The following is a 23691-nucleotide window of genomic DNA, read 5'->3' as shown; positions in this document are numbered from 1 at the left end:
GTCGGTAGGCCTCAAGCTGGCGAGGCGTCAAACGCCAAAGCTGGCGCTGGCGGGTATACCACTGGCCGTCGTTTTCAACGCTGCGTCCTGCCTGTTCGATCAAGCTGGCGCACTCGCTGTCCAACCACTCACGCCGCCCTAAGGCGTCGAGTTTTTCCGCCTGAAGCTGCCACACTTTAAGCAAGTAAATCACGTCTAGCGCGGCGTACTCACATTGAGAAGACGTTAACGGACGCTCCAGCCAATTAGAGCGTGTCTCCTCTTTGGGAAGCGTTTCGCCTACCCAGTGCTCTACGAGTTTTTGGTAACCCATGCCAGGATTTTCGCCTAAGAAGGCTTGCGCCACCTGGGTATCCACCAGCGGCGTAGGCAACACGCCCGCCCAGTGTTGGAAGACTTCTAAATCTTCACTGCAGGCATGCAGCAGCTTCACCGCGCTATTTTGCAATAGCGCTTTAAAAGCGTTGGTGCAGGGTGTTGATAACGGGTCGACTAAATATGCCACTTCATGACTGGCAAACTGAATCAGCGCCGGTATGGGGAAAAACGTATTCTCGCGGAAAAACTCGGTGTCTAAGGCAATAACGCTGGCACCGGAAACCTGTTCACAGGCGGCGTCTAACGCCTCGGCGCTATCAATCCATTGATACAAAGCAGAAGTTGAAGAGGACAAAGCAATCTTCCGGGTTGGCACAACCGCATCAGCGCTTGCGTTTATTATCAGCATTAATCGCTAGCAAAGGGCTGGCGACCATTAAAAGCGCGGCTTAATGTACCGCCATCCACATACTCCAACTCACCGCCCATCGGCACGCCATAGGCGAGACGAGAAAAGGATACACCGTAATGCGCAAGCTGAGAGGCAATGTAATGCGCTGTCGCCTCACCCTCTACCGTAGGGTTAGTAGCAAGAACGACTTCACGAATATTGCCTTCAGCTACACGGCTTTCGAGCAACTCCAGCCCGATAGCTTCCGGGCCAATACCATCTAGCGGTGAAAGGTGACCATGCAGTACAAAATAGCGCCCTTGAAAACCGCCAGCCTCTTCAATCGCTAGCTGGTCTGCGGGCGATTCAACCACGCACAACAGTGCATCATCACGGCGAGAGCTCTCGCACAGCGCGCAAATATCGGCTTCGGTGAGCGTACGACAGCGCTGGCAGTAGCCTACTTCCTCTATCGCCTGCTGAATCACTGCGGCTAATCGCTGGCCACCTGGGCGTTCACGCTCTAGTAAATGCATCGCCATGCGCTGAGCCGTTTTTGGCCCAACGCCTGGCAACACGCGAAACGCGTCCATCAATTGCTCAACAAGCGGAGAAAAGCGCATGGTTTAGAACGGCATCTTAAAGCCGGGCGGTAGATTTAAACCGGCTGTTGCTTCTTCCATTTTCGCTTTGGAGTTCGCTTCTACTTTGCGTACAGCATCGTTGACCGCTGCCGCCAGCAAATCTTCAAGCAGCTCTTTATCCTCTTCCAGCACGCTGGGGTCGATCGTGACATCGCTGACATCATGGCGACCGTTCATGATAATTTTTACCATGCCCGCACCCGCTTCGCCGTGCACTTCAGCTTTGGCCACTTCTTCTTGAACGCGCTGCATTTTTTCCTGCATTTCTTGGGCTTGCTTCATGATGTTGCCCATTCCGCCTTTAAACATGCGGTCTTCTCCTAAATCATTAATAAGCGAGTTGGTAGCCGTCGGCCGTTAGGAACGTGGCTCTGGCGCTGGTTTTACGGTTGACTCAATTAGCGTAGCCCCAAACGCCTGCTGCAACTTCTGAATATTGGGGTCGTGATGCAATAGATCAACAGCCTGCGCATGGCGTTCTTGCTGTAAACGCTCTTCCTGTTGCCGGGGTGTTTCCAGCGTGGCGTCAAGTTCAGCCACGCTGAACTGAACCCTTCTTGGTATGCCGATCTCTTTCAGCGCGCGCTCAATGCGCCCGTTATGAACCTCGGCCTTCATGGCGGACTGGCTGGGGTCAAGCCTCAGCACCACAGTGCCACCATCATCACTGTCTAACTGGCAATGTGCCGCCAAGTTACGCGTTAGCCCGCCTAAACCTAAGGCGTCAAAACAAGCCAGCCATGCGGCGTGGTTTAAGAGATCTCCCGAGGCCAGCGATTCAGCCGAGAGAGAGGAAGGCGCCACCTTAGAGGATGAAGCGGGCTCTGGCTCTGGCTCTGGCTCTGGCTCTGGCTCTGGCTCTGGCTCTGGCTCTGGCTCTGGCTCTGGCTCTGGCTCTGGCTCTGGCTCTGGCGAGAGCGTAGCGGCGCTTTCTACCTCTTCAAGCGACCAGGGCGGCGGCGCATCATATTGCGGCTCTAATGCCTCGGGCGCCTCACTTGGTGGAGCTGCCTGCACCGCAGGCTCAGCCTCGGCAGCGGCGGGTGCAGGCTCAGGCTTTTTTGCGGCTGGCTCCGCTAACACAGGGGCGCTTGGCGGTGCTGCGGGGGCTGGCGTTGCATCTGCTGAAGGCGCAGGCTCAGGGCGTAGCGGCAGCGGCGTCGCAGGTGGCTTGGGAACGCCCTGAGGGCGGAAAGCCAGCATCCGTAACAGCGTCATCTCCAGAGCACTACGCAAGTCTGGGGCGTGTACCATATCGCCACGCCCCTGGATACCAATCTGGTAGTAGAGCTGGATATCTTCAGCGGTAAAACGGCTGGCCAGCTGCTGAATTTGCGCTCGGTCTCCGTGGCTATTATCCACTGCATCCGGCACCATTTGCGCCACGGCCAAGCGGTGGAGTATGGCAGTTAACTCATCTAGCACGGCGGCAAAATCAGGTCCCTGCTCGGCTAGCTGGGCCACTTCTGCCAGCAACTTCTGAACATCTACCGCTGCCAGCGCTTCAACCAAGGCCAGCACATGGCGATGATCCAACGTGCCCAGCATTGCCGCTACATCAGCATGGCGCACAGCCCCTTGGCCAAAGGCAATGGCTTGATCAGTCAGGCTCATTGCATCGCGCATGGAGCCTTCAGCAGCCTTGCCTAACAGCCACAACGCGCTTTCATCATACTCAACCCCCTCTTCGCCCAGCACATAAGTTAAGTGCTCGACTACCCGCTCAGGCGGCATATGCTTGAGCGTAAACTGCAAACAGCGGGATAGTACCGTGGCGGGGAGCTTATGCGGATCGGTGGTCGCTAACAGAAATTTTACATGGGGTGGCGGCTCTTCCAGCGTTTTAAGCAGCGCATTAAAGCTGCTGGTGGAGAGCATGTGCACCTCATCAATGAGGTATACCTTGTAGCGCCCTTGGGTAGGCGCATACTGAACGTTATCGAGCAGTTCGCGGGTATCTTCTACTTTGGTTCGCGAAGCAGCGTCGACTTCGATCAGGTCGACAAAACGGCCTTCATCGATGGCTTGGCAACTATCGCACTGACCGCAGGGTGTCGAGGTAATTCCCTCATCCCCGCGCCCATTAGCGGTACAGTTAAGGCATTTCGCCAAAATGCGCGCCAGCGTGGTTTTGCCGACGCCACGCGTGCCAGTAAACAGGTAAGCGTGGTGTAAGCGGCCCTGATCAAGGGCATTGACCAAGGCGCGTTGAACATGGGCCTGGCCCACGAGCTCGTGGAATGTACGCGGCCGCCATTTGCGGGCCAGAACCTGATAGCTCATTGAGCAAAACTTCCTTAGGCGGGCTGACTGTCGATGCTAAACAGCCTATCGTAAACCGTAGATGCTAATTGTTGGTGCTTCATAGAACACCATTCTAGCGGCTGCACCGCAGCCCGCCAACCGCCCGGCAGATGCCGAGCGGCATGAGGCGTTACGCTTAGGCGTTATCGCCACCTTCAGCGGCACCAGCACGTTGGGCGGCTTCTTTTACCAACTTTTCAAGCTCACCGTTTTGATGCATTTCAATCACAATATCGCAGCCGCCTACCAGCTCGCCTTCTACCCATAGCTGGGGAAAGGTCGGCCAGTTGGCAATTTTCGGCAGCTCAGCACGGATATCCGGGTTATCCAATACGTTGACGAAGGCAAAACGTTCGCCGCAGCTCATCAGCGCCTGCACTGTCTGTGCAGAGAAGCCGCACTGGGGCAGTTGGGGGGTGCCTTTCATGTAGATCAAAATCGGGTTTTCGCTGATTTGACGCTGAATATTTTCGGCAGTGGTGCTCATGATGTGCTCCTAAACAAGTGATGTGATCCAAGTCAGTTTACGCAATTCGTCAACTGGCTTTAACCCCACGACCTAGTAATGCCATGGATTGGTGATTACACCAATACCCGAGCAAACTACTCGGCCTTAACGCGTGGCAGCCATTCTACGCATGCCGCCCGCGTTGCGCATCCCCTGCCGCATCGCTAGGATGGTGTTTTTGCGCGGAGAGAAGTCCATGGCGACACGCCATTTCCTTACCCTATTGGATTTGACCCCAGATGAGCTGGCGTATTTGATCCAGCGTGCCATTAAGATCAAGACGGATCTTAAAGCTAATGGCCCGGTGTACACACCGCTACCAAACCGCACGCTGGCGATGATTTTTGAAAAATCATCTACCCGTACCCGCGTCTCTTTTGAAACAGGCATGGCGCAATTTGGTGGCCATGCGCTCTTCCTCTCTCCTCGTGATACCCAGCTTGGCCGCGGTGAGCCAATCGAAGACACCGCACGCGTGCTCTCTGAGATGGTGGATGCAGTCATGATTCGCACCTTCTCCCACCAAGGCCTGGAAACCTATGCCAGCGCCAGCAGCGTGCCGGTGATTAATGCCCTAAGCGACGACTACCACCCCTGCCAACTGCTGGCAGATGTGATGACCTGGACAGAGCTGCGCGGCAGCGTCAAAGGTCGCACCGCGGTGTGGATTGGCGATGGCAATAATATGTGCCACTCCTGGATCAACGCCGCCCGCCAGTTCGGCTTTCATCTGCGGGTCTGCTGCCCGGAAGGCTATGAACCACGCGAAGATATCATGGCCGCTGCGGGTGACTGCGTCACCCTGCTCCACGACCCACAAGAAGCGGCTAAAGGTGCTGACTTAATCACTACTGACGTATGGGCTTCCATGGGCCAGGAAGAGGAGCAGGCAAAACGAGAAGCCGACTTTGCAGGCTTCCAGGTAACTGAAGCCCTGCTCGACTCCGCCCAATCTGACGTGCTGTTTTTACACTGCTTGCCAGCTCATCGAGGCGAAGAGATCAGCCTCACGCTGCTGGACGACCCAAGGGCAGTAGTATGGCAGGAAGCCGGCAACCGCCTACACGCTCAAAAAGCATTGATCGAGTTTTTGTTGCTAGGCAAAGTCGACGCATAATCTCTATCGCCTAACCTCTATCCCGCCCTGTATGCTTTGCAGGGCGGGCTTTTGCACAACGCCCTCGAAAGCAAACGCCACTACACCGGGTACAAAGCAAGCATAAAGCAAGCATAAAAAAACGCCACGTTATAAATAACGTAGCGTTTAGAAATATTGGTGGAGCCTAGCGGGATCGAACCGCTGACCTCAACACTGCCAGTGTTGCGCTCTCCCAGCTGAGCTAAGGCCCCACATGCTGCCAGTTTCGTGCAGCGGGGCGAATACTAATTTACAGCACTGTAAGAGTCAAGCATTAAAGCAAACCAGCATCATCTAATTCTCCTTTGCTAAGAGCTGTGGCACTCTATAGGTTCGCAGCGTGCGTATCGCTCGAGTCCACGATGATTACCTGCAGGAGCCAGACCTTTGATCAACGTTTTAATTGCCGATGATCACCACCTGGTGAGAACCAGCATCGCCCACCTGCTAAACGAAGAGTCCGATATTAAAATTGTGGGCGAAGTGGATGATGGAGAGAGCGCCGTCGCCCAGTGCCGACAACTAAAGCCCGACATTGTCCTCATGGATATTCGTATGCCGGGTATCGGCGGGCTAGAAGCCACACGGCGTATTCATCGCACCTTGGCTGACATTAAGGTTATCATTCTTACCGCCCACTTAGAGGACAGCGTCCTGAGGCGCATGCTTGAAGCCGGGGCATCGGGCTTTTTAAGCAAAGGGGCTGATGCGGTGGAAATGACCGATGCCATTCGCCAAGTCTTCCGCAACGGGCGCTATATAAGCCAAGAAATTGCACAGCGGCTAGCACTCGCCCACTTCACTGACGAAGATAGCCCATTTAACCAGCTTTCTGATCGCGAGCTACAAATTGCTTTGATGATCGTCAACTGTCAGCGAGTACAAGATATTTCTGACCGTCTACATCTTAGCCCTAAAACCGTTAACACCTACCGTTATCGCTTGTTTGATAAGCTACATGTCACCAGTGATGTCGAGTTGACCCATCTCGCCTTACGCCACGGTCTAGTCGAAGGTTTTGACGCCACTATGGGATAGACCTACCATCGCAGCTTCTGCCGTTTAAGAGCTCCAATGCCCAGCTATGACTTTTGATGCCAAGCAGTTTTTAAGCTCTGTCAGCACTTCACCCGGTGTTTACCGCATGCTGGATGAGGAGCAAAACACGCTCTATGTCGGCAAAGCGAAGCGTTTGAAAGCACGGCTGGCAAGCTATTTCCGCGGCCAGCTCAATACCAAAACCCAGGCGATGGTGGCACGCATTGCCGATATTCAAATTACGGTCACCCGTAGCGAAACCGAAGCACTGCTGCTTGAACAAACATTAATCAAGGAGCTTCGCCCGCCCTACAACATCCTGCTACGGGATGATAAATCCTACCCGTTTGTGTTTGTCACTGACCGCCACCCCTACCCCGCTTTGGAATATAAGCGAGCACGCCAGCGTCGCGACGATGGCCGCTACCTGGGCCCCTACCCCAGCAGCGGGGCCGTAAAAGAGAGCCTGACGCTGATGCAGAAAATTTTTCGCATCCGTAACTGCGAAGACAGTGTTTTTGCCCACCGCTCTCGCCCTTGCTTGCAGTATCAAATTCAGCGCTGCAGCGCCCCTTGTGTTGATTACATCTCAGAAGAGGAGTATCGCCGGGATGTGGAACATGCGGTGATGTGCCTAGAAGGCAAAAGCGAGCACGTGACCCAACTATTAACCCAAGAGATGGAAGTAGCCAGCCAAGCGCTCAACTTTGAAGAGGCCGCACGCCTGCGTGACCAAATCCAGCAGCTACGCCAGCTGCAGCAGCGCCAGTTTGTGGATAACGAGAGCGGCGACGCAGACGTTTTCGCCTTAGCCCAACGCCCTGGCGCACTCGGCATCTCCATATTGAGCGTGCGTGATGGTCGTCTACTGGGTGCTCGGCACCATACGCCAAAGAATGATCTAGACCTGCCGCCAGAAATGCTGCTGACCGAAGTGGTTAGTCAATACTATTTTGGCCAGCCGCATAACGTACCCGGAGAAGTAATTACTAGCCTCCCGCTGGAAGATAGCACTCTGATTGCCGATGCCCTCTCTCAGCAAGCAGGCAAAAAAGTCAGAGTAGCAAGCCAAGTGCGCGGGCATCGCGCCCAATGGCAGCACCTCGCCATGACCAACGCCGAGCAGCAGCTTGCATCACAGCTGGCCAATAAAACCCAGCTCACTCAGCGGTTTGAGGCACTGCAAAAAGCGCTGGGACTGGAAAAACTGCCAGAGCGGCTTGAGTGTTTCGATATCAGCCACAGCCAGGGCGAAGCCACCGTGGCGTCTTGCGTGGTGTTTGACCATCAAGGCCCGCGTAAAAGGGACTATCGCCACTTCCGCATTGAAGGCATCGCAGCAGGGGATGATTACGCCGCCATGCAACAAGCGCTGACGCGGCGCCTGAAGCGGGTAAAAAGCGGAGAAGCAGTGGCCCCCGATATTCTGATTGTGGATGGCGGCAAAGGGCAGCTCAATATGGCACGCGGGGTATTAAACGACCTTTCGGTCACCAATATCATTCTACTAGGCGTTGCCAAAGGAACCACTCGCAAGGCCGGGCTGGAAACTCTCTTCTTAGAGACCAGCGATAACCCGCTACCTTTAGATCCGGCTTCGCCGGCACTGCATTTAATCCAGCATATCCGCGATGAGTCCCACCGCTTTGCGATTGCAGGCCACCGGGCAGCGCGAGACAAAGCGCGACGCACGTCTACTTTGCAGGATATTCCTGGCATAGGCCCTAAACGGCGGCGTGAACTTCTGCGCTTTTTTGGTGGCCTACAGGGCGTACAAAAGGCCAGCCGTGATGAACTAGCCAGGGTGCCCGGAATTAATGCAGCCCTCGCAGAGAGCATTTATACGGCACTGAATGGATAAACTTGTTCTTAACATGGATGCAATGCGCTAAGGGGGATAGAATAACCCGCACATTACACTCCGACTTTCATGATTCTCCGGCAAGGATCGCGCCCTGCGATGAACATACCCAACATACTCACACTGGCAAGAATCGTCTTTATCCCGCTACTGGTAGTACTGTTTTATCTACCTTTCAGTTGGAGCATGCCGGTTGCCGCTGGTTTATTTGCCCTAGCATCGGTCACCGACTGGCTCGATGGCTATCTGGCCCGCCGCTGGAATCAGTCGACACCCTTCGGTGCCTTTTTAGACCCTGTGGCAGACAAACTTATGGTCGCCGTGGCGCTTGCACTGTTAATTGAGCGTTTTGACACGCTGATCCTGACGCTGCCCGCACTGGTGATTATCGGTCGTGAGATCGTTATTTCAGCCCTGCGGGAGTGGATGGCCGAAATGGGTAAACGCGGCATGGTGGCAGTCTCTTGGGTTGGCAAACTAAAAACCACGCTGCAGATGGTCGCCATTCTGGTGCTGCTGGCCTTCTCGCCAGGGCACGAAATCGCGCTACTGGGCGTGGTTGTTCTGTACGCTGCCGCTGCTCTCACGCTTTGGTCAATGGCTCAGTATCTAAAAGCTGCTTGGCCGCACCTTAGTCGCTCAATGTAGGCAGCATAAATGTCAGCAGCACAGTAGCTCTTTGAACCCGTTGATAAATTGATTGTTTGACAAGCGCGCAGCGATGCGTATAATTCGCCCTCGAGTCGAGCGGGAATAGCTCAGTGGTAGAGCATCGCCTTGCCAAGGCGAGGGTCGAGAGTTCGAATCTCTTTTCCCGCTCCATTTGGTTAACGCCAATGACTTGTTAGGCTGGATGGCAGAGTGGTTATGCAGCGGACTGCAACTCCGTGTACGCCGGTTCGATTCCGACTCCAGCCTCCACTTTCAGTGTAGCGATTGCTGCTAAAGCGCCGATACACTGCCCGGATGGCGAAATTGGTAGACGCAAGAGACTTAAAATCTCTCGGAGGCAACTCCGTGCCGGTTCAAGTCCGGCTCCGGGCACCATGAATTGTTAGTAAGAACATGACGCTGCGAGATCTTCTGATCTACGCGGCTTTTTTGTGTTTAACGCCCACCCGATCAGTTACCTTTCGCTTTTTTGCCTACACCATCGCTAAGCGCCAGTGGTCACGCTATGATGCCATCCTCCCTGTGAAAGCGTGTTGCGCGCGCAGCTTTTGATAGCAAAAAGAAGGAGCGGGCCCCTATGAGCACGCCAACAACCGACCTACTTATTATCGGCGGAGGCGTCGCCGGCCTCACCCTAGCGCTAGAAGTTGCTGACCACTTGTCAGTCACGCTGGTACGTCCGGCAATGGATGATCAAGGAGCCAGCCGCTGGGCACAGGGCGGCATTGCGGCAGTGCTCTCTCCGGATGACAATCTCGACGACCATGTACGCGATACCCTCATCGCTGGCGATGGACTATGCGATGAAGACGCCGTTCGTTTTACCGTCACCCATGGTCCTGAGGCGATTCAATGGCTCATTGACAACGGTGTGCCGTTTACGCCCGATCCGGATCCAAGCGCCCGCTACCCCTACCACCTGACCCGAGAAGGCGGGCACAACGCGCGGCGCATTATTCATGCCGATGACGCCACCGGTCGTGCGGTAGTTGAAACCTTGGTCAATAAAGTCTCTGCCCACCCTGGCATTACTCAGCGCAGCGACCTGACGATTCTCACCCTGCTGAGCAACGCTGAGGGCCACTGCATTGGCGCCCAAGGTGTCGATAGCGAGCAACGCCTACAAGCGTTTTATGCCCATCACACCATTCTCGCTACCGGCGGCGCAAGCGGGTTATACCGGCACACCACCACCCCAGCACCCAGCAGCGGCGAAGGTATGATGATGGCGGCTGAGCTGGGAGCAACTCTTGCCAATCTTGAGTTTCAGCAGTTTCACCCTACCTGCCTATTCGACCCGGATGGCCCAGCCTTTCTGATTAGCGAGGCGGTGCGCGGTGAAGGCGGCCACCTGCTTAACGAAGCTGGCCATCGTTTTATGCCCGAGCTCGATCCACGTGCCGAGCTAGCGCCTAGAGATGTGGTGGCAAGAGCCATTGATGCACAGATTCAGCAAGGCACGCTGGGGCACGTCTGGCTAGATATACGCCATTTAGGTGAAGCCTCTATACGCCATCACTTCCCTACAATTTTGGCTCATTGCGCCTCGCGGGGAATGGATATTACGCGCCAACCGATCCCCGTTGTGCCCGCCGCCCATTATAGCTGTGGCGGCGTCGCTACCGACCACGCTGGCGCTACCAACGTTGCCAACCTTTATGCCATTGGCGAAACGGCCTATACCGGCCTCCACGGCGCAAACCGTATGGCTAGCAATTCGCTGCTTGAGTGTTTGGTTTATGCGCGTAGCTGCGCCCGGCATCTGCTCTCCTTGCCCTCGCCACCCAATGAGCCGCTGAATACAGGAGGTGATCATCAAGCACCTATCATTCAGCCCAGCATTAACGTGGAACTAGAGGCACTTAGAAAGCTCCGCTTTAAGATGCGCAGCGTCATGAGTCAATACGTATCGATAGTAAGAAGCGACCAAGGCCTTGCTGCCGCCAGTGAAGCACTGGCAGAAATCAAAAAAGAATTGGAAAAGCTAGATAAAGCGATGTCGCACCCAGAAAGTATGCGACTAAGGCAAGCCATTATGCTTGCTCAACTCACTGTGCTGGCCGCCTCTCAACGCCACGAGTCTCGGGGCTTGCATTACTCTATTGACTGGCCAGAACATCAGGCCACCTCCGGCCCTTCTCAACTGACACTAGATAGTTTGCGTTTAGCAGGGCTTCCGCACTAACGCCCTGCCAAACTATCGACCAGGCCGATGGAAACATCGGCGCAGGGCGCGCTGACTGTCGCCTGGGAGACTGTCTGGCCATAACCAGAGACGCTGTGATCCCATACGAAGCCCTACTAGCCAAGGCCCTAGATAGTCACAGCTAACTCCTAATGTCGGCCCCGCCTCTCCAGTGGCTAGCAACCAGCATCCCTCTATCTGGCTGCCGTTCTTGGTGAGCTGCAGCGCCCCACATGGCTGCGCACTATAGGAGCAATACACCAACGCCATCCCAATGCTTAGCGTTAATACCCCTAACCAATGGCCTATCGCCCAACCTGCTAGTATCGCCAGCCCCAGCATCAACGCCCCGTAAAGCCCGCCTGCCAGCTTAGAGCGTGCGATAAGCAGTGTTATCGGTGGTTTCAGCATGCTCAACGATCATTTGCACAAGATGGCGCAAGTCAGGGTCTTCAGGCCACTCACGATGCATCAGCCAAACGAACAAATCTTGATCCTCTTCTTCAATCAAACGCTGATACGTCAACTGCTCCTCTTCGCTCAGCGTGTCGAAGCGTTTTTCTAAAAAGGGAATTAACAGCAGATCCAGCTCCCACATACCGCGCCGGGAGTGCCAGTAAAGCCGCTTACGAAGCACAGCGGCGGGGGAAGTATCGTCGCTCAACGTCAGCCTCTCCGAGTAGATGAAAATGAAAAGCCAGTATACCGAAGCTGTGGGGTCGCGCCAGGGCCAAGCTTCGCCTATGCTGTTAATCAGCTTCGTACTAACTTGCCTAGTACCTTGTTTTATCTGAATTGTTTTATGCGGTTATGCGCAGTATGCTGATTTCGAAGTTATCGAGGTCGCATGTGCATTACGGCCTTTAAACGCAGGGAGCCAACCGATGACCAAGTCTGAACTAATCGAACAAATTGCGATGCGTCAACCGGAGCTATCCGCCAAGGATGTCGAAACAGCGGTGCGTATTATCCTAGATGATATGACCGATGCTCTCGCCACTGGAGGACGAGTAGAGATCCGTGGTTTTGGCAGCTTTTCGCTTCATTATCGCGAGCCGCGCACGGGGCGTAATCCTAAAACCGGCGACCCGGTAGATTTAGACGGCAAATACGTACCGCACTTTAAACCGGGCAAGGAGCTGCGCGAACAAGTCGATGCGAGCCGCGCTTTAGGTTACTAAAGCGAGTTAATAGCGCCATCCGACCTTCTGCGGGATGACGTCGCGCCCAGACTCAGACACAATAGCATCATCGTGAACGTCACTGACTAGGAAACTCTCATGCGTTGGATCAAAGGGCTGATTCTGGCCGTCATTTTATTGGTAGTGCTGCTGGTGGGCATTCTGTTTGCTGTGAACAACCAGCAAGCCATTGCCTTAAACCTAATTTGGGCTGAACTGCCTGCCGTATCACTCTCCGTATGGCTACTAGCCACCCTAGCGGTGGGCGTCATTGTTGGCATGCTGGCCATGCTGGGTGTTTATGTTCGCCTGAAAGCACGGCTTGCCCGCAGTGAGCGTCACAATAAACAGCAGCGCAAAGAGCTAGACCGGTTACGCACTCAGGGGTTGAAGGAACTGGCGTAAATGCATGATGCTGTGCTGCTAGGCGTACTCTTGGCAGCCATTGCCATCGGCTTTGGCCTAGGCATCCGTTACGCCTACCGCCGCCAGCAGCACTCCCCCGCCTCGCGTACTCCCGGCTTATCACGGGAATACTTCGTCGGGCTGAACTATCTGCTGAACGAGCAGCCCGACGAAGCGATTAACACCTTTATCCATGCATTGGATGTTAATAGCGACACCATTGATACTCATATTGCCCTTGGCAAGCTTTTCCGTGCCCGTGGTGAAACAGATAAAGCCGTTAGCATTCATCAAAACCTGCTAGCCCGCCCAGCACTCTCTACCACGACTAATGAAACCATTCAGCTTGAGCTCGCCCGCGACTTTATCGCCTTGGGTGTGCACGACCGAGCCCAGCGGCTACTGCGCAGCCTGCTAGAACACTCGGTGAACGAAGCGCTCCGTCTAGAAGCGAAGCGGCTGCTGATTGATTTACTTGAGCGAGAAAAAGAGTGGCAAGACGCGCTAGACGTCGTTCAACCGCTGATTAAGCAGCAACCCGCCATGCGCCGCCCTGCATCACACTGGCTCTGCGAACTTGCCCAACAGGAAATTGATCAATCTAGCCGCGCAATGGCGCGTAAGCACCTCAAAAAAGCGCTCCAGTTGGATGAGCGCTGTATTCGCGCCACCTTAATGCTGGCTGAATTAGAGATGGATAATGGTCACTATGCAAAAGCTATCGAGCGGCTTGATCATATACCCCAGCAGGATATCGCTCACGTACCGACCATGCTACCAGCACTCCAGCGCGCTTATACCCGCAATAACAACTTACCCGGTCTGGAAAGCCACCTGTATAAACTACTAGGCCAAGCGCCGTATACCAGCGTCATTGTGACGCTAGGGGAACTCGTTCATCAAAGAGATGGAGTAGACAGCGCTATCGAGCGAACCGGCGAGTGGCTGAGTGAAGCGCCCAGCCTAGGAGGGCTTGATTACCTAGTTGATCTCTACCTGGAAAGTGAACGGCTCGCTGGTAAAGCCACACCGGATACCCGACTCCTCTTACTAAAACACCATACCGATGCCCTGCTGAAGGGACGCCCCCGCCATCGCTGCCGCCGCTGTGGGTTTAGTAGCGACAGCCTGGCTTGGCAGTGCCCCAGCTGCCGCCGCTGGGGCACTATTAAACCAATTACCGGCGTCGAGGGCGAATAGCTATTGCCCACCTGCCAGCTCGGCCTCAATAGCCGCTAATGCTGCCATAGGGTCTTCTGCTTGCGTGACCGGACGACCTACCACTAGATGCGTGCTACCCGCCTGCATTGCGTCAGCAGGCGTCATGATGCGCTGTTGATCGTTCGCCGCCGCAAAGCTAGGACGAATACCGGGCGTTACTTTTAAGAATGCGCTGCCGCACTGCGCTTTGATCTGCGCCGCCTCCTGCGCCGAGCACACCACGCCGTCTAATCCGCTTTGCTGGGTCAGGGCTGCCAAGCGCATGACGTGCTCAGCAGGGCTTGCAGTAATGCCCACATCCGCCAAGTCTTCCGCCTGCATGCTAGTCAGCACCGTGACCGCAATTAAGTGCGTAGTAAGCTGATGGTCGGATAAGCGCTTTGCCGCTGCCTCCATCATTTTGCGCCCGCCAGAGGCGTGAACGTTTACCATCCAAACGCCCTGCTCTGCCGCCGCCTGAACAGCACTGGCCACGGTATTAGGAATATCGTGAAATTTAAGATCCAGGAACACATCGAAACCACGTCCATGGAGCGCTTCCAGTACGGCAGGGCCACTTCGCGTAAACAGCTCTTTACCGACTTTGAGACGGCACCGAGCAGGGTCAAGCTGGTCTGCCATGCACAGAGCTGCATCAAGCGAAGGGTAATCCAGGGCAATAATCAGTGGGGAATCGGTGGACACGCGCTTACTCCGTGTTCGTGAACGCTTAAAGGGAAATTGCGCCATTGACGCGATGGGTATTGATTAGTGTACCAGCCCCACAGAGCTTGCAGTGTAAGCGATTGGCCATTTCCCTGTAGCAAAAGGCTTACAAAAACCATCGTCGATGACTTACAGCATTCACTGTTCTAAAAAGCTAATTTCACTAAGGCGGCGAATAAAGCTTCACTCCTATCGCTGCGCTCATGGCCTTTCGTGCTGAGTACGCGACTGGCTCAATGGAAAAAAACAGAAGGATGTTAACGATGCAGACAACGTTTAAGCGTATCGCAGCCGCACTACTTATTAGCCTCAGCCTTGGCCTATCAGGAACAGCGCTGGCGCAAGCCATTGCGCCGATTAACGTCAACAGTGCCGATGAGGAACTGCTTGCTGAGCTGCCCGGTATTGGCCCAAGCCGCGCGACAGCGATTATTGAAGAGCGCGAAGCCAACGGTGCCTTTGAAAATGCCGATGATCTGACCCGCGTGAACGGCATTGGGCCAGCCACCGTTGACCGTATGCGTGATCAAATCAAATTTGAAGAGTAAATTTAAAAAGCAACCCACCACATGCCACCGCACGGTTACACATCGGCGGTGGCAGTGCTGACAAGCCGCTTAAATTGTATCGCCGGGCACTCGCACTCGCCCTTCCATTAACACTCGTGCACTGCGGCTCATTACCGCCTGATCAATCTGCCAGCGCCCGTCTACCAGGCTGGCTTTCGCCCCCACCCGAAGTGACCCTGAAGGATGGCCAAACGTCACCGCTTCACGCTCAATGCCACCGGCCGCTAAATTCACCAACGTACCCTGAATCGCCGCAGCAGCACCAATCGCCACCGCCGCTGTGCCCATCATGGCGTGGTGTAGCTTGCCCATCGAGAGCGCACGCACCACCAAGTCAATATCTTCAGCATTGACGGCTTTCCCACTCGATGCCATATAGCTAGCCGCGGGGGCCACAAAGGCCACTTTGGGAGTATGCTGACGGCTGGCAGCCTCCTCCACATGGCTAATCAGCCCCATGCGGACGGCCCCGTGGGCGCGAATCGTTTCAAACATCTCCAGCGCCTTGGCATCCCCGTTAATCGCCTCTTGCAGCTCACACCCGGTGTAGCCCAGCGCCTCAGCATTGACGAACACCGTTGGAATACCGGCATTAATCAACGTTGCTTTCAGCACACCAACACCCGGCACCTCTAGGTCATCGACCACGTTACCGGTGGGAAAAATAGCGCCCTCGCCATCAGCAGGGTCCATAAACGCGACGGGGATTTCTGCTGCTGGAAAGGTCACGCCATCCAACTCAAAATCACCGGTTTCTTGCACCTCACCATCAGTTATGGGCACTTGGGCAACAATGGTTTTCTGAATATTGACCTGCCAAATACGCACTTCTGCGATGCCGTTTTGCGGCACCTTCGCGGGGTCCACTAAGCCGTTGGCGATAGCGTAAGGCCCTACCGCCGCGGATAGATTGCCGCAGTTACCGCTCCAGTCCACGAAGGGCTTATCGATGGAGACTTGGCCGAAAAGGTAATCCACATCGTGATCGGGCGAGTCACTCTTCGAGAGAATCACCGTTTTGCTGGTGCTGGAGGTTGCACCGCCCATGCCATCAATCTGCTTTTCATAAGGGTCGGGGCTACCAATCACCCGCAGCAGCAGCTTATCCCGCGCCTCACCTGGCACCTGAGCGGCGGGGGGTAGATCGCTCAGGGTAAAAAACACACCCTTACTGGTACCGCCCCGCATATACGTAGCGGGAATACTGATTTGTGCCCTATGAGCCATGATTCACCTCTTAAAAAATAGCCTGGCAACCGCCAGGCTATTCGCTATCAATCACACCCTTACCATTGCGCTGAGACCACTAGGCAACGGAGGATTCCAAAAAGTCCTGGGCAAACCGCTGCAGCACGCCACCGGCTGAATAGATGGTCACTTCTTCAGCCGTATCCAATCGGCAAACCACCGGCACGCGCTCGGTGCTGCCACTGGTGCGGTGAATGACCAGCGTTAACGTGGCGCGCGGATCGGGCGTGCCTTCCACATCGAAGACTTCCGTGCCGTCCAGCTCAAGGGTTTTACGGGTAGTGCCCTCTTCAAACTGCAGGGGCATGACGCCCATACCAATCAAGTTCGTGCGGTGGATGCGCTCGAAGCCTTCGGCAACGATCGCCTCTACCCCCGCGAGTGCGACGCCCTTAGCCGCCCAGTCACGGGACGAGCCTTGGCCATAATCCGCACCGGCGATAATGATCAGCGGCTGCTTACGGGCCATGTAGGTCTCGATGGCTTCCCACATGCGGGTCACTTTACCCTCCGGCTCAATACGCGCCAGCGACCCCTGCAGCACCTTGCCCTGCTCGTCGTGGACCATTTCGTTGAACAGTTTCGGGTTCGCCAACGTTGCCCGCTGGGCGGTCAGGTGATCGCCGCGGTGGGTAGCGTAGGAGTTAAAGTCCTCCTCCGGCAGGCCCATTTTGTGCAGGTACTCCCCCGCTGCGCTATCGAGCATGATGGCATTGGAGGGCGAGAGGTGGTCGGTGGTGATGTTGTCCGGCAGAATCGCCAGCGGGCGCATGCCCTTCAGCCCACGCTCTTTCGCCATGTTGCCTTCCCAATAGGGCGGGCGGCGAATGTAGGTGCTCTGGGGCCGCCATTCGTAGAGCGGGCTTACCTGCGTGCGCGCACTCTTATCCAGATCAAACATCGGGATATAAGTTTGGCGGAACTGCTCGGGCTTCACCGACGACTTCACGATGGCATCGATTTCGCTATCGTCGGGCCAGATATCCTTAAGCGTGACCGGATTGCCCTGCTGGTCATACCCCAGCACATCTTTTTCAATATCAAAGCGAATGGTGCCCGCAATGGCATACGCCACGACCAACGGCGGTGAGGCCAAAAATGCCTGCTTGGCGTAGGGGTGAATACGCCCATCGAAGTTACGGTTGCCGGACAGCACCGCCGTGGCGTACAGGTCGCGGTCAATGATTTCCTGCTGAATGTGCGGCTCCAGCGCACCAGACATCCCGTTACAGGTGGTACAGGCGTAGGCCACCACACCAAAGCCGAGGTTTTCCAACTCATCCATCAAGTGCGCTTCTTCTAAGTACATCTTGACGGTTTTGGAGCCAGGGGCCAGCGACGACTTCACCCACGGTTTGCGGGTCAGCCCTAACCGGTTGGCGTTGCGGGCAATCAACCCCGCCGCCACCATATTGCGTGGGTTAGACGTGTTGGTGCAACTGGTGATGGCGGCAATAATCACCGCACCATCCGGCATTCTGCCTGCCTGCTCATCGGCCCGGGCTTTATCCAAGTCGATGGCGATACCCCGCTTTGCCAGCTCGGAAGTAGGCAGGTGGGCATGAGGGTTAGAAGGGCCAGCCAACGTGCGCGCCACGCTTGAGAGATCAAAGGTCAGCACCCGCTCATACTCGGCGGTTTTCAAACTCTCCGCCCACAGGCCGGTATGCTTAGCGTAAGCTTCCACCAGCGCGACCTGCTCATCTTCCCGCCCGGTAAGCTTGAGATACTCAATGGTTTGGTTATCGATGTAGAACATCGCCGCCGTAGCACCATACTCCGGTGTCATATTGGAAATCGTGGCGCGGTCGCCCACGGTCAGCGCGTCAGCCCCCTCGCCGTAGAACTCTAAGTAAGTGCCCACTACCCGCTCTTTACGCAGAAATTCGGTAATCGCCAGCACCATGTCGGTGCCGGTAATGCCCGGCTGTAGTTTGCCGGTAAGCTCGACCCCGACAATATCCGGCAGGCGCATCATGGAGGCGCGACCAAGCATGACGCTCTCTGCCTCTAAACCACCCACCCCCACAGAGATTACCCCGAGCGCATCTACCATGGGCGTATGGCTGTCGGTACCCACACATGTATCTGGATAGGCAATACGCACGCCCTGCTCATCAGGGCGGCACTGCACCACTGGCGACATCTTCTCCAGGTTGATCTGGTGCATGATGCCGTTGCCGGGAGGAATCACGTCGACGTTTTCAAACGCCAGCTTGGTCCAGTTAATAAAGTGGAAGCGGTCATCGTTACGACGATCTTCCACTTGGCGGTTTTTCTCGAAAGCGTCCTTCTCAAAGCCCGCATGTTCGACGGCCAACGAGTGATCGACGATCAACTGAGTGGGCACGACCGGGTTGACCTTGGCCGGGTCACCGCCTTTGTCAGCAATAGCATCACGCAGGCCGGCTAAATCTACCAGCGCGGTCTGGCCAAGAATGTCGTGACATACCACCCGTGCCGGGTACCAGGGAAAATCTAAATCCTGCTTGCGCTCAATGAGCTGTTTTAGAGCATCGGTGAGCAGCTCAGGGTCACAGCGACGTACCAGCTGTTCGGCCAATACTCGCGAAGTGTAGGGCAGTTTGGCATAGGCGCCGTGCTGGATATCCTCGACCGCTTGGCGTGCATCGAAGAACTCTACCGGCTCGCCCTCTACCAGAACGCCCGGTAGCGGCTTGCGATAATTCGTGTTCATAACGCCTCTCACTTAGTCACCGCGCAACCGATTAGTCACGCGCTTCGATGGGTACCCATTCGCTCTTCTCAGGACCGATATAATCGGCGCTGGGGCGAATAATGCGGTTGTTGGCACGCTGCTCAAACACATGTGCAGCCCAGCCCGTCAGCCGAGACATCACAAAAATCGGCGTAAACAGCTTGGTCGGAATATCCATAAAGTGGTAGGCGCTGGCATGGAAGAAGTCTGCGTTGCAGAACAGCTTCTTCTCCCGCCACATTACCTCTTCACAGCGTACCGACACCGGATAGAGCACCGTGTCGCCTACATCTTCAGCTAATTTTTTGGACCACTCTTTGATAATAGCGTTGCGCGGGTCCGACTCACGATAGATGGCGTGACCAAAGCCCATAATCTTCTCTTTACGCTCCAGCATGCCCAGCATTTCCCGCTCTGCTTCCTCTGGCGATGCCCAGTTCTCAATCATCGCCATGGCAGCTTCGTTGGCACCGCCATGCAAAGGGCCGCGCAGTGAGCCAATCGCGCCGGTGATACAAGAGTGCATATCGGAAAGCGTAGAAGCGCATACCCGAGCGGTGAAAGTTGAAGCATTGAACTCGTGCTCGGCATAGAGAATCAGCGAGACGTTCATCACGTGAGCATGAAGCTCGGAGGCTGGCTCGCCGCGCAGCATATGTAGGAAGTGGCCACCTACCGAGGCATCATCAGTTTCGGTATCAATACGCACGCCGTCATGGCTGAAGCGATACCAGTAGCAAATAATCGAGGGCAGCACCGCTAGCAGGCGATCCGCCACGTCCTGCTGCTCGTCAAAGCTCTCTTCGGTTTCCAGGTTGCCCAACATGGAGGCCCCAGTACGCATCACGTCCATCGGGTGAGCGTCTTTAGGAATCTGCTCCAGCACGGTTTTCAGCGCATCAGGCAGGCCACGCAGGCCTTTTAGCTTAGTAATGTAGTGGTCAAGCTCCGCTTGGTTGGGCAGCTTGCCTTTCAACAGCAGGTAAGCGACTTCTTCAAATTTGGCTTTTTCGGCCAGCTCTTTGATATCGAAACCACGATAGGTCAGACCGGAACCGGTTTTACCCACGGTACATAGAGCCGTCACGCCTGCGCTCTGCCCCCGAAGTCCTGCGCCTGCTAGCGGTTTATCAGCCATGTTATCTCTCCTGACGTACTTATTAATTTTATAAGTGTTGTTAGTAAATTAGCGCTGTTAGCTAAAGAGCTCGCTTTCGTTAAGCGTCTTTTTGCTCGGCAAACAGCGCGTCAAGCTTTTGCTCAAAGTCGTGGTAATTCAAAAAGTCGTACAGTTCATCGCGGGTCTGCATGGTGTCGACCACCTCACGTTGATGACCGTTATCTAGGATGCTCTGGTACACCTTCAACGCGGCGGCATTCATGGCCCGGAACGCCGAGAGCGGGTAGAGCACCATACGACAGCCAACCTCGCCCAGCTCCTGCTGACTAAACAACGGCGTCGCGCCGAACTCGGTAATGTTGGCCAAAATGGGAGCATTTACTCGCTGGCAGAACGCCTTATAGTCATCCAGCGTATGTACCGCTTCGGCAAAGATAGCGTCGGCACCTGCTTCCACGCAGGCGTTCGCCCGCTCGATGGCCGCATCCAGCCCCTCTTTTTGGAACGCATCGGTGCGGGCAACCAGGTAAAAATCCGGGTCTAGCTTGGCATCGGCGGCGGCTTTGATGCGGTCTACCATTTCCTGCTGGGACACAATGGCTTTGTTCGGCCGGTGGCCGCAGCGCTTTTGCGCTACTTGGTCTTCCAAGTGAACAGCCGCCACGCCTGCCCGCTGCATCTCTTTCACAGTGCGGGCAATATTAAACGCACCGCCCCACCCTGTATCGATATCCACCAGCAGCGGCAACTCAGTGGCGCCACAGATGCGGTGTGCATCTTCCACCACGTCATTCATGGTGGTCATACCTAGATCCGGCAGGCCAAACGATGCATTCGCCACACCACCACCCGAAAGATAAATGGCTTGATGGCTTACACGCTCAGCCATCATGGCCGTATAGGCGTTGATGGTGCCTAAAATCGGCAGCGGGCGATTGGCTTCAAGCGCGGCACGAAAGCGTGCCCCAGGGGTAAGCTTGGATGATGGTGTGGTAGACATGGGCGTTAGCTCCTTTAGTCGGCAGATGTTGTTGATTGTTGTTCGAGAATGGCGGCATAGCGGTCAGCGACATTGGCACGAGAAGCGCTGACATGGCGGCGCATCAATAGCTCGGCAAGTTCAGCGTCACCGGCTTCAATAGCGTCCACAATACGGTGGTGCTCTACAAATGCCCGCTGGGGGCGCGTACCGCTGGCGCTAAACTGGGTACGATAGAGGCGCACTAGGTAGTAAAGGTCATCGCAAAGCAGGTTCATCAGCATCTTGTTGTGGCTGCCTTGAACAATGCAATAATGGAAATCCAGGTCGCCTTCACGCTGGTAATAGGCTTCACCGCGCTTTAAGTCGCCCTGGCTTTCATGCACCGCCAGTACATCGCGTAAGCCCTGAATCTCCTCAGGTGACATATGCTCGGCGGCCAAGCGGGCAGCCATGCTCTCTAAGGCTTCGCGTACGTCGAAGAGCTCTAGCAGCTCTTTCATGGAGAGTTTGACCACCCGCGCGCCTACGTGGGGCACGCGTTCAATCAAGCGGTGAGCTTCCAGACGTCGCATGGCTTCACGCAGCGGCCCACGGGAGATACCGTAGGTTTTGGATAGCCCTGGCTCGGTAATTTTACTGCCTGGCGCTAGCTCGCCGCGCACAATGGCGCTTTGCAGCTGATGAAACACGCGCTCTGCGAGCGTACGCACCTCAGGTGACACGGGCTCTTGAAGAGTTTCATCGGAAGGCGAGGAGGTTGTAGCAAGTAACGTCATGGCTAATTGTCGACAATTAAGGAATAGAGGAACTTTAGCCCTCTCTATTTCCCTCGTCAACCATGCAAAATAGGCGTTTTTATACGTCTTTCGTTGCAAGCGGGTATGGACCCGGGAAACAACTGTCAACAATCAAATAAATTAGGATAGCTCGCACCTCAAGCGTGAGAAAGTCGTCGATGGCTTCTGCTGGTGCGATGGTGGTACGACCTCTAAAATATGGCGCCCTCACTGGCCTGGCGTTTGCTTCATGACAACGGCGTTGACGATTACAGCCCTGCCCTACTCTTCCGACCCTTTGGCACTGTTTGCCAAACTCAGGCAACGCCCCGGTGCGGTGTTGCTCGATAGCGGCCGTCCGAAGGCCACCACCGGGCGTTACGACATCCTTAGCAGTGACCCCCTCGCTACGCTAAAAATATCACCAGATGGCCACACAGCGTTTGAGTCTGACACGCTGACACTCCCCCCATCGTTGATGGGCAACAGCCATGCACAGCAGCAGTGGCTTTTAGAGCAGCTACCCACAGCCAACCTCAAGAGCGAGCTCCCCTTTTTAGGTGGCCTGATGGGTTACTGGAGCTATGACCTTGGCCGCAACCATGCTGACATACCCAGCCAGCACCCGCCCGTCACCCAGTTACCTTTAGCGCGTTTAGGGCTGTTTGATTGGTGTATCACATTTGACCACGTCACCGAACAAGCGTGGCTGGTAGGCAGCGAACAGCGGCGCAGGCAGGTAATGGAGTGGTTAAGCGAACCAGCAACACCTAGCCACGCCTTTCGGCTCACACAGCCGTTTATAGCCGAACTTAGCCAGGCAGAATATACCGAGCGTTTTGCGGCGGTACAGCGCTATATCCTTGCGGGGGACTGCTACCAAATCAATTTGGCCCAGCGCTTTTCGGCCCGCTATCAAGGAGACGAGTGGCAGGCATACCTTAAACTGCGTGAAGCGACGCCTACGCCCTTTTCAGGCTTTATGGCATGGGGTAGCCAAGCTGTTTTATCACTCTCTCCTGAGCGCTTTATCCAGTGCCGTGACGGCTTGGTGGAAACCCGCCCGATAAAAGGCACCCGCCCACGAGGAAGAACCCCAGAAGAGGATCGTGCCCTGTCGGACGAACTGCTCAGCAGCACTAAAGATCGCGCGGAGAACGTGATGATTGTGGACTTGCTGCGCAATGACCTAGGGCGCGTATGCACACCTGGCTCTATTCGCGTGCCGCAGCTGTGCCAGCTTGAGAGCTATCCCAACGTGCACCACTTAGTCAGCGTGGTACAGGGCCAACTTGCTGCCCAGCACTCACCGCTTTCGCTGCTCACCGCCGCGTTTCCTGGCGGCTCGATTACCGGCGCGCCAAAAATACGGGCGATGCAGATTATTGATGAGTTGGAACCCTGCCAGCGCAGCGTTTACTGCGGCAGCCTGGGTTATATCGATGTTCGCGGCAGCATGGATACCTCCATTGCCATCCGTACCATGGTGGCAGATGCAGGCACACTGCACGTATGGGGTGGCGGCGGGCTGGTGGCGGATTCAAAAGCAGATGAAGAGTACACCGAAACGCTGGATAAGATCCGCCACTTAATAGGCGCTTTGGAATAAGCGATTAACGCTCTTACATCAAAAAGAAATATAAAAGCCTAACCAAACGGTATTGGGGAGAAGCCCCCCGCCTTTGGTAGCCTAGGGGCATTGCACG

Annotated in this window: 22 protein-coding genes and 4 tRNA genes; 13 read left to right on the top strand and 13 right to left on the bottom strand. The window is 55.4% G+C overall.

Going from position 1 to position 23691, the window contains the following annotated elements:
- The 5 genes from BIS10_RS00640 to grxD all read right to left on the bottom strand — a co-directional run.
- Positions 1-673: ribonuclease D (locus BIS10_RS00640; RefSeq protein WP_253501307.1), on the bottom strand; the 673-nt coding region annotated here is incomplete at its 3' end.
- A 53-nt stretch (positions 674-726) separates the two neighbouring features.
- Entirely contained in the window at positions 727-1332 is a 606-nt protein-coding gene (gene recR, locus BIS10_RS00635; protein ID WP_044630129.1) for a recombination mediator RecR, read from the bottom strand.
- A gap of 3 nt (positions 1333-1335) precedes the next feature.
- Positions 1336-1662, bottom strand: a complete 327-nt coding sequence (locus tag BIS10_RS00630) for a YbaB/EbfC family nucleoid-associated protein (protein ID WP_253501291.1) — start codon at positions 1660-1662, stop codon at positions 1336-1338.
- A 48-nt stretch (positions 1663-1710) separates the two neighbouring features.
- A complete protein-coding gene (gene dnaX / locus BIS10_RS00625; protein ID WP_253501288.1) occupies positions 1711-3636 on the bottom strand; it encodes a DNA polymerase III subunit gamma/tau in 1926 nt (641 codons plus the stop codon).
- A gap of 157 nt (positions 3637-3793) precedes the next feature.
- Complete coding sequence (gene grxD, locus BIS10_RS00620) at positions 3794-4144, bottom strand: Grx4 family monothiol glutaredoxin (protein ID WP_044630132.1); 351 nt, start codon at positions 4142-4144, stop codon at positions 3794-3796.
- 217 nt (positions 4145-4361) lie between these two features.
- Between grxD and argF the strand changes: the two genes are divergently transcribed.
- Positions 4362-5282: an ornithine carbamoyltransferase gene (gene argF / locus BIS10_RS00615; protein ID WP_044630133.1), complete on the top strand. Its 921-nt coding sequence runs from the start codon at positions 4362-4364 to the stop codon at positions 5280-5282.
- 157 nt (positions 5283-5439) lie between these two features.
- On the opposite strand, the gene BIS10_RS00610 is transcribed toward argF, so the two are convergent.
- A tRNA-Ala gene (locus tag BIS10_RS00610) sits at positions 5440-5515 on the bottom strand.
- A 175-nt stretch (positions 5516-5690) separates the two neighbouring features.
- On the opposite strand from BIS10_RS00610, the gene uvrY reads away from it, so the two are divergent.
- The 7 genes from uvrY (at position 5691) to nadB (ending at position 11059) form a co-directional block, all read left to right on the top strand.
- Positions 5691-6341, top strand: a complete 651-nt coding sequence (gene uvrY / locus BIS10_RS00605) for a UvrY/SirA/GacA family response regulator transcription factor (protein WP_058576295.1) — start codon at positions 5691-5693, stop codon at positions 6339-6341.
- Between the two features lie 46 nt (positions 6342-6387).
- Positions 6388-8202: an excinuclease ABC subunit UvrC gene (gene uvrC / locus BIS10_RS00600; protein WP_253501285.1), complete on the top strand. Its 1815-nt coding sequence runs from the start codon at positions 6388-6390 to the stop codon at positions 8200-8202.
- A 99-nt stretch (positions 8203-8301) separates the two neighbouring features.
- A complete protein-coding gene (gene pgsA, locus BIS10_RS00595) occupies positions 8302-8850 on the top strand; it encodes a CDP-diacylglycerol--glycerol-3-phosphate 3-phosphatidyltransferase (RefSeq protein ID WP_253501282.1) in 549 nt (182 codons plus the stop codon).
- 99 nt (positions 8851-8949) lie between these two features.
- A tRNA-Gly gene (locus BIS10_RS00590) sits at positions 8950-9024 on the top strand.
- A gap of 25 nt (positions 9025-9049) precedes the next feature.
- Positions 9050-9123: transfer RNA gene (locus BIS10_RS00585), tRNA-Cys, on the top strand.
- A gap of 39 nt (positions 9124-9162) precedes the next feature.
- Positions 9163-9249, top strand: a tRNA-Leu gene (locus BIS10_RS00580).
- 202 nt (positions 9250-9451) lie between these two features.
- A complete protein-coding gene (nadB, locus tag BIS10_RS00575) occupies positions 9452-11059 on the top strand; it encodes an L-aspartate oxidase (protein ID WP_253501279.1) in 1608 nt (535 codons plus the stop codon).
- Between the two features lie 370 nt (positions 11060-11429).
- Here the strand turns inward: nadB and BIS10_RS00570 are convergent, their stop codons facing one another.
- Positions 11430-11723, bottom strand: coding sequence for a succinate dehydrogenase assembly factor 2 (locus BIS10_RS00570; RefSeq protein ID WP_044628108.1), 294 nt, complete (start codon positions 11721-11723; stop codon positions 11430-11432).
- A 220-nt stretch (positions 11724-11943) separates the two neighbouring features.
- Between BIS10_RS00570 and BIS10_RS00565 the strand changes: the two genes are divergently transcribed.
- From BIS10_RS00565 to lapB, 3 genes are all read left to right on the top strand, one after another.
- Positions 11944-12240, top strand: a complete 297-nt coding sequence (locus BIS10_RS00565) for an integration host factor subunit beta (RefSeq protein ID WP_253501276.1) — start codon at positions 11944-11946, stop codon at positions 12238-12240.
- A 99-nt stretch (positions 12241-12339) separates the two neighbouring features.
- Positions 12340-12645: a lipopolysaccharide assembly protein LapA domain-containing protein gene (locus BIS10_RS00560; protein ID WP_253501273.1), complete on the top strand. Its 306-nt coding sequence runs from the start codon at positions 12340-12342 to the stop codon at positions 12643-12645.
- Positions 12646-13845 carry a lipopolysaccharide assembly protein LapB gene (lapB, locus tag BIS10_RS00555; protein WP_253501270.1) on the top strand — a complete coding sequence of 400 codons (1200 nt, stop codon included), beginning with the start codon at positions 12646-12648 and terminating at the stop codon, positions 13843-13845.
- Here the strand turns inward: lapB and pyrF are convergent, their stop codons facing one another.
- A complete protein-coding gene (gene pyrF, locus BIS10_RS00550; RefSeq protein WP_083024582.1) occupies positions 13846-14550 on the bottom strand; it encodes an orotidine-5'-phosphate decarboxylase in 705 nt (234 codons plus the stop codon).
- A gap of 284 nt (positions 14551-14834) precedes the next feature.
- Between pyrF and BIS10_RS00545 the strand changes: the two genes are divergently transcribed.
- Positions 14835-15119 (top strand): ComEA family DNA-binding protein, encoded by a 285-nt coding sequence (locus BIS10_RS00545; protein ID WP_253501267.1) that lies wholly within the window; start codon positions 14835-14837, stop codon positions 15117-15119.
- 69 nt (positions 15120-15188) lie between these two features.
- Here BIS10_RS00545 and prpF read toward each other — a convergent pair whose 3' ends face one another.
- The 5 genes from prpF to BIS10_RS00520 form a co-directional block, all read right to left on the bottom strand.
- Positions 15189-16367 carry a 2-methylaconitate cis-trans isomerase PrpF gene (gene prpF / locus BIS10_RS00540; RefSeq protein ID WP_253501264.1) on the bottom strand — a complete coding sequence of 393 codons (1179 nt, stop codon included), beginning with the start codon at positions 16365-16367 and terminating at the stop codon, positions 15189-15191.
- A 79-nt stretch (positions 16368-16446) separates the two neighbouring features.
- Positions 16447-19086: a Fe/S-dependent 2-methylisocitrate dehydratase AcnD gene (gene acnD, locus BIS10_RS00535; protein WP_253501261.1), complete on the bottom strand. Its 2640-nt coding sequence runs from the start codon at positions 19084-19086 to the stop codon at positions 16447-16449.
- Between the two features lie 31 nt (positions 19087-19117).
- A complete protein-coding gene (gene prpC, locus BIS10_RS00530) occupies positions 19118-20245 on the bottom strand; it encodes a 2-methylcitrate synthase (protein WP_253501258.1) in 1128 nt (375 codons plus the stop codon).
- Between the two features lie 79 nt (positions 20246-20324).
- Positions 20325-21227 (bottom strand): methylisocitrate lyase, encoded by a 903-nt coding sequence (prpB, locus tag BIS10_RS00525; RefSeq protein ID WP_253501254.1) that lies wholly within the window; start codon positions 21225-21227, stop codon positions 20325-20327.
- Positions 21228-21241: 14 nt separating this feature from the next.
- Positions 21242-21985: a GntR family transcriptional regulator gene (locus BIS10_RS00520; protein ID WP_253501251.1), complete on the bottom strand. Its 744-nt coding sequence runs from the start codon at positions 21983-21985 to the stop codon at positions 21242-21244.
- A 250-nt stretch (positions 21986-22235) separates the two neighbouring features.
- On the opposite strand from BIS10_RS00520, the gene pabB reads away from it, so the two are divergent.
- Positions 22236-23594, top strand: a complete 1359-nt coding sequence (pabB, locus tag BIS10_RS00515) for an aminodeoxychorismate synthase component I (protein WP_253501248.1) — start codon at positions 22236-22238, stop codon at positions 23592-23594.
- Positions 23595-23691: the final 97 nt, after the last annotated feature.

Origin of the sequence: Halomonas sp. 707B3 (assembly GCF_024158645.1) — a bacterium.
Taxonomy (GTDB): Bacteria; Pseudomonadota; Gammaproteobacteria; order Pseudomonadales; family Halomonadaceae; genus Vreelandella; species Vreelandella lionensis.
The sequence above is the reverse complement of the archived record's forward strand: the minus strand, read 5'-3'. Positions and strand labels throughout refer to the sequence as shown.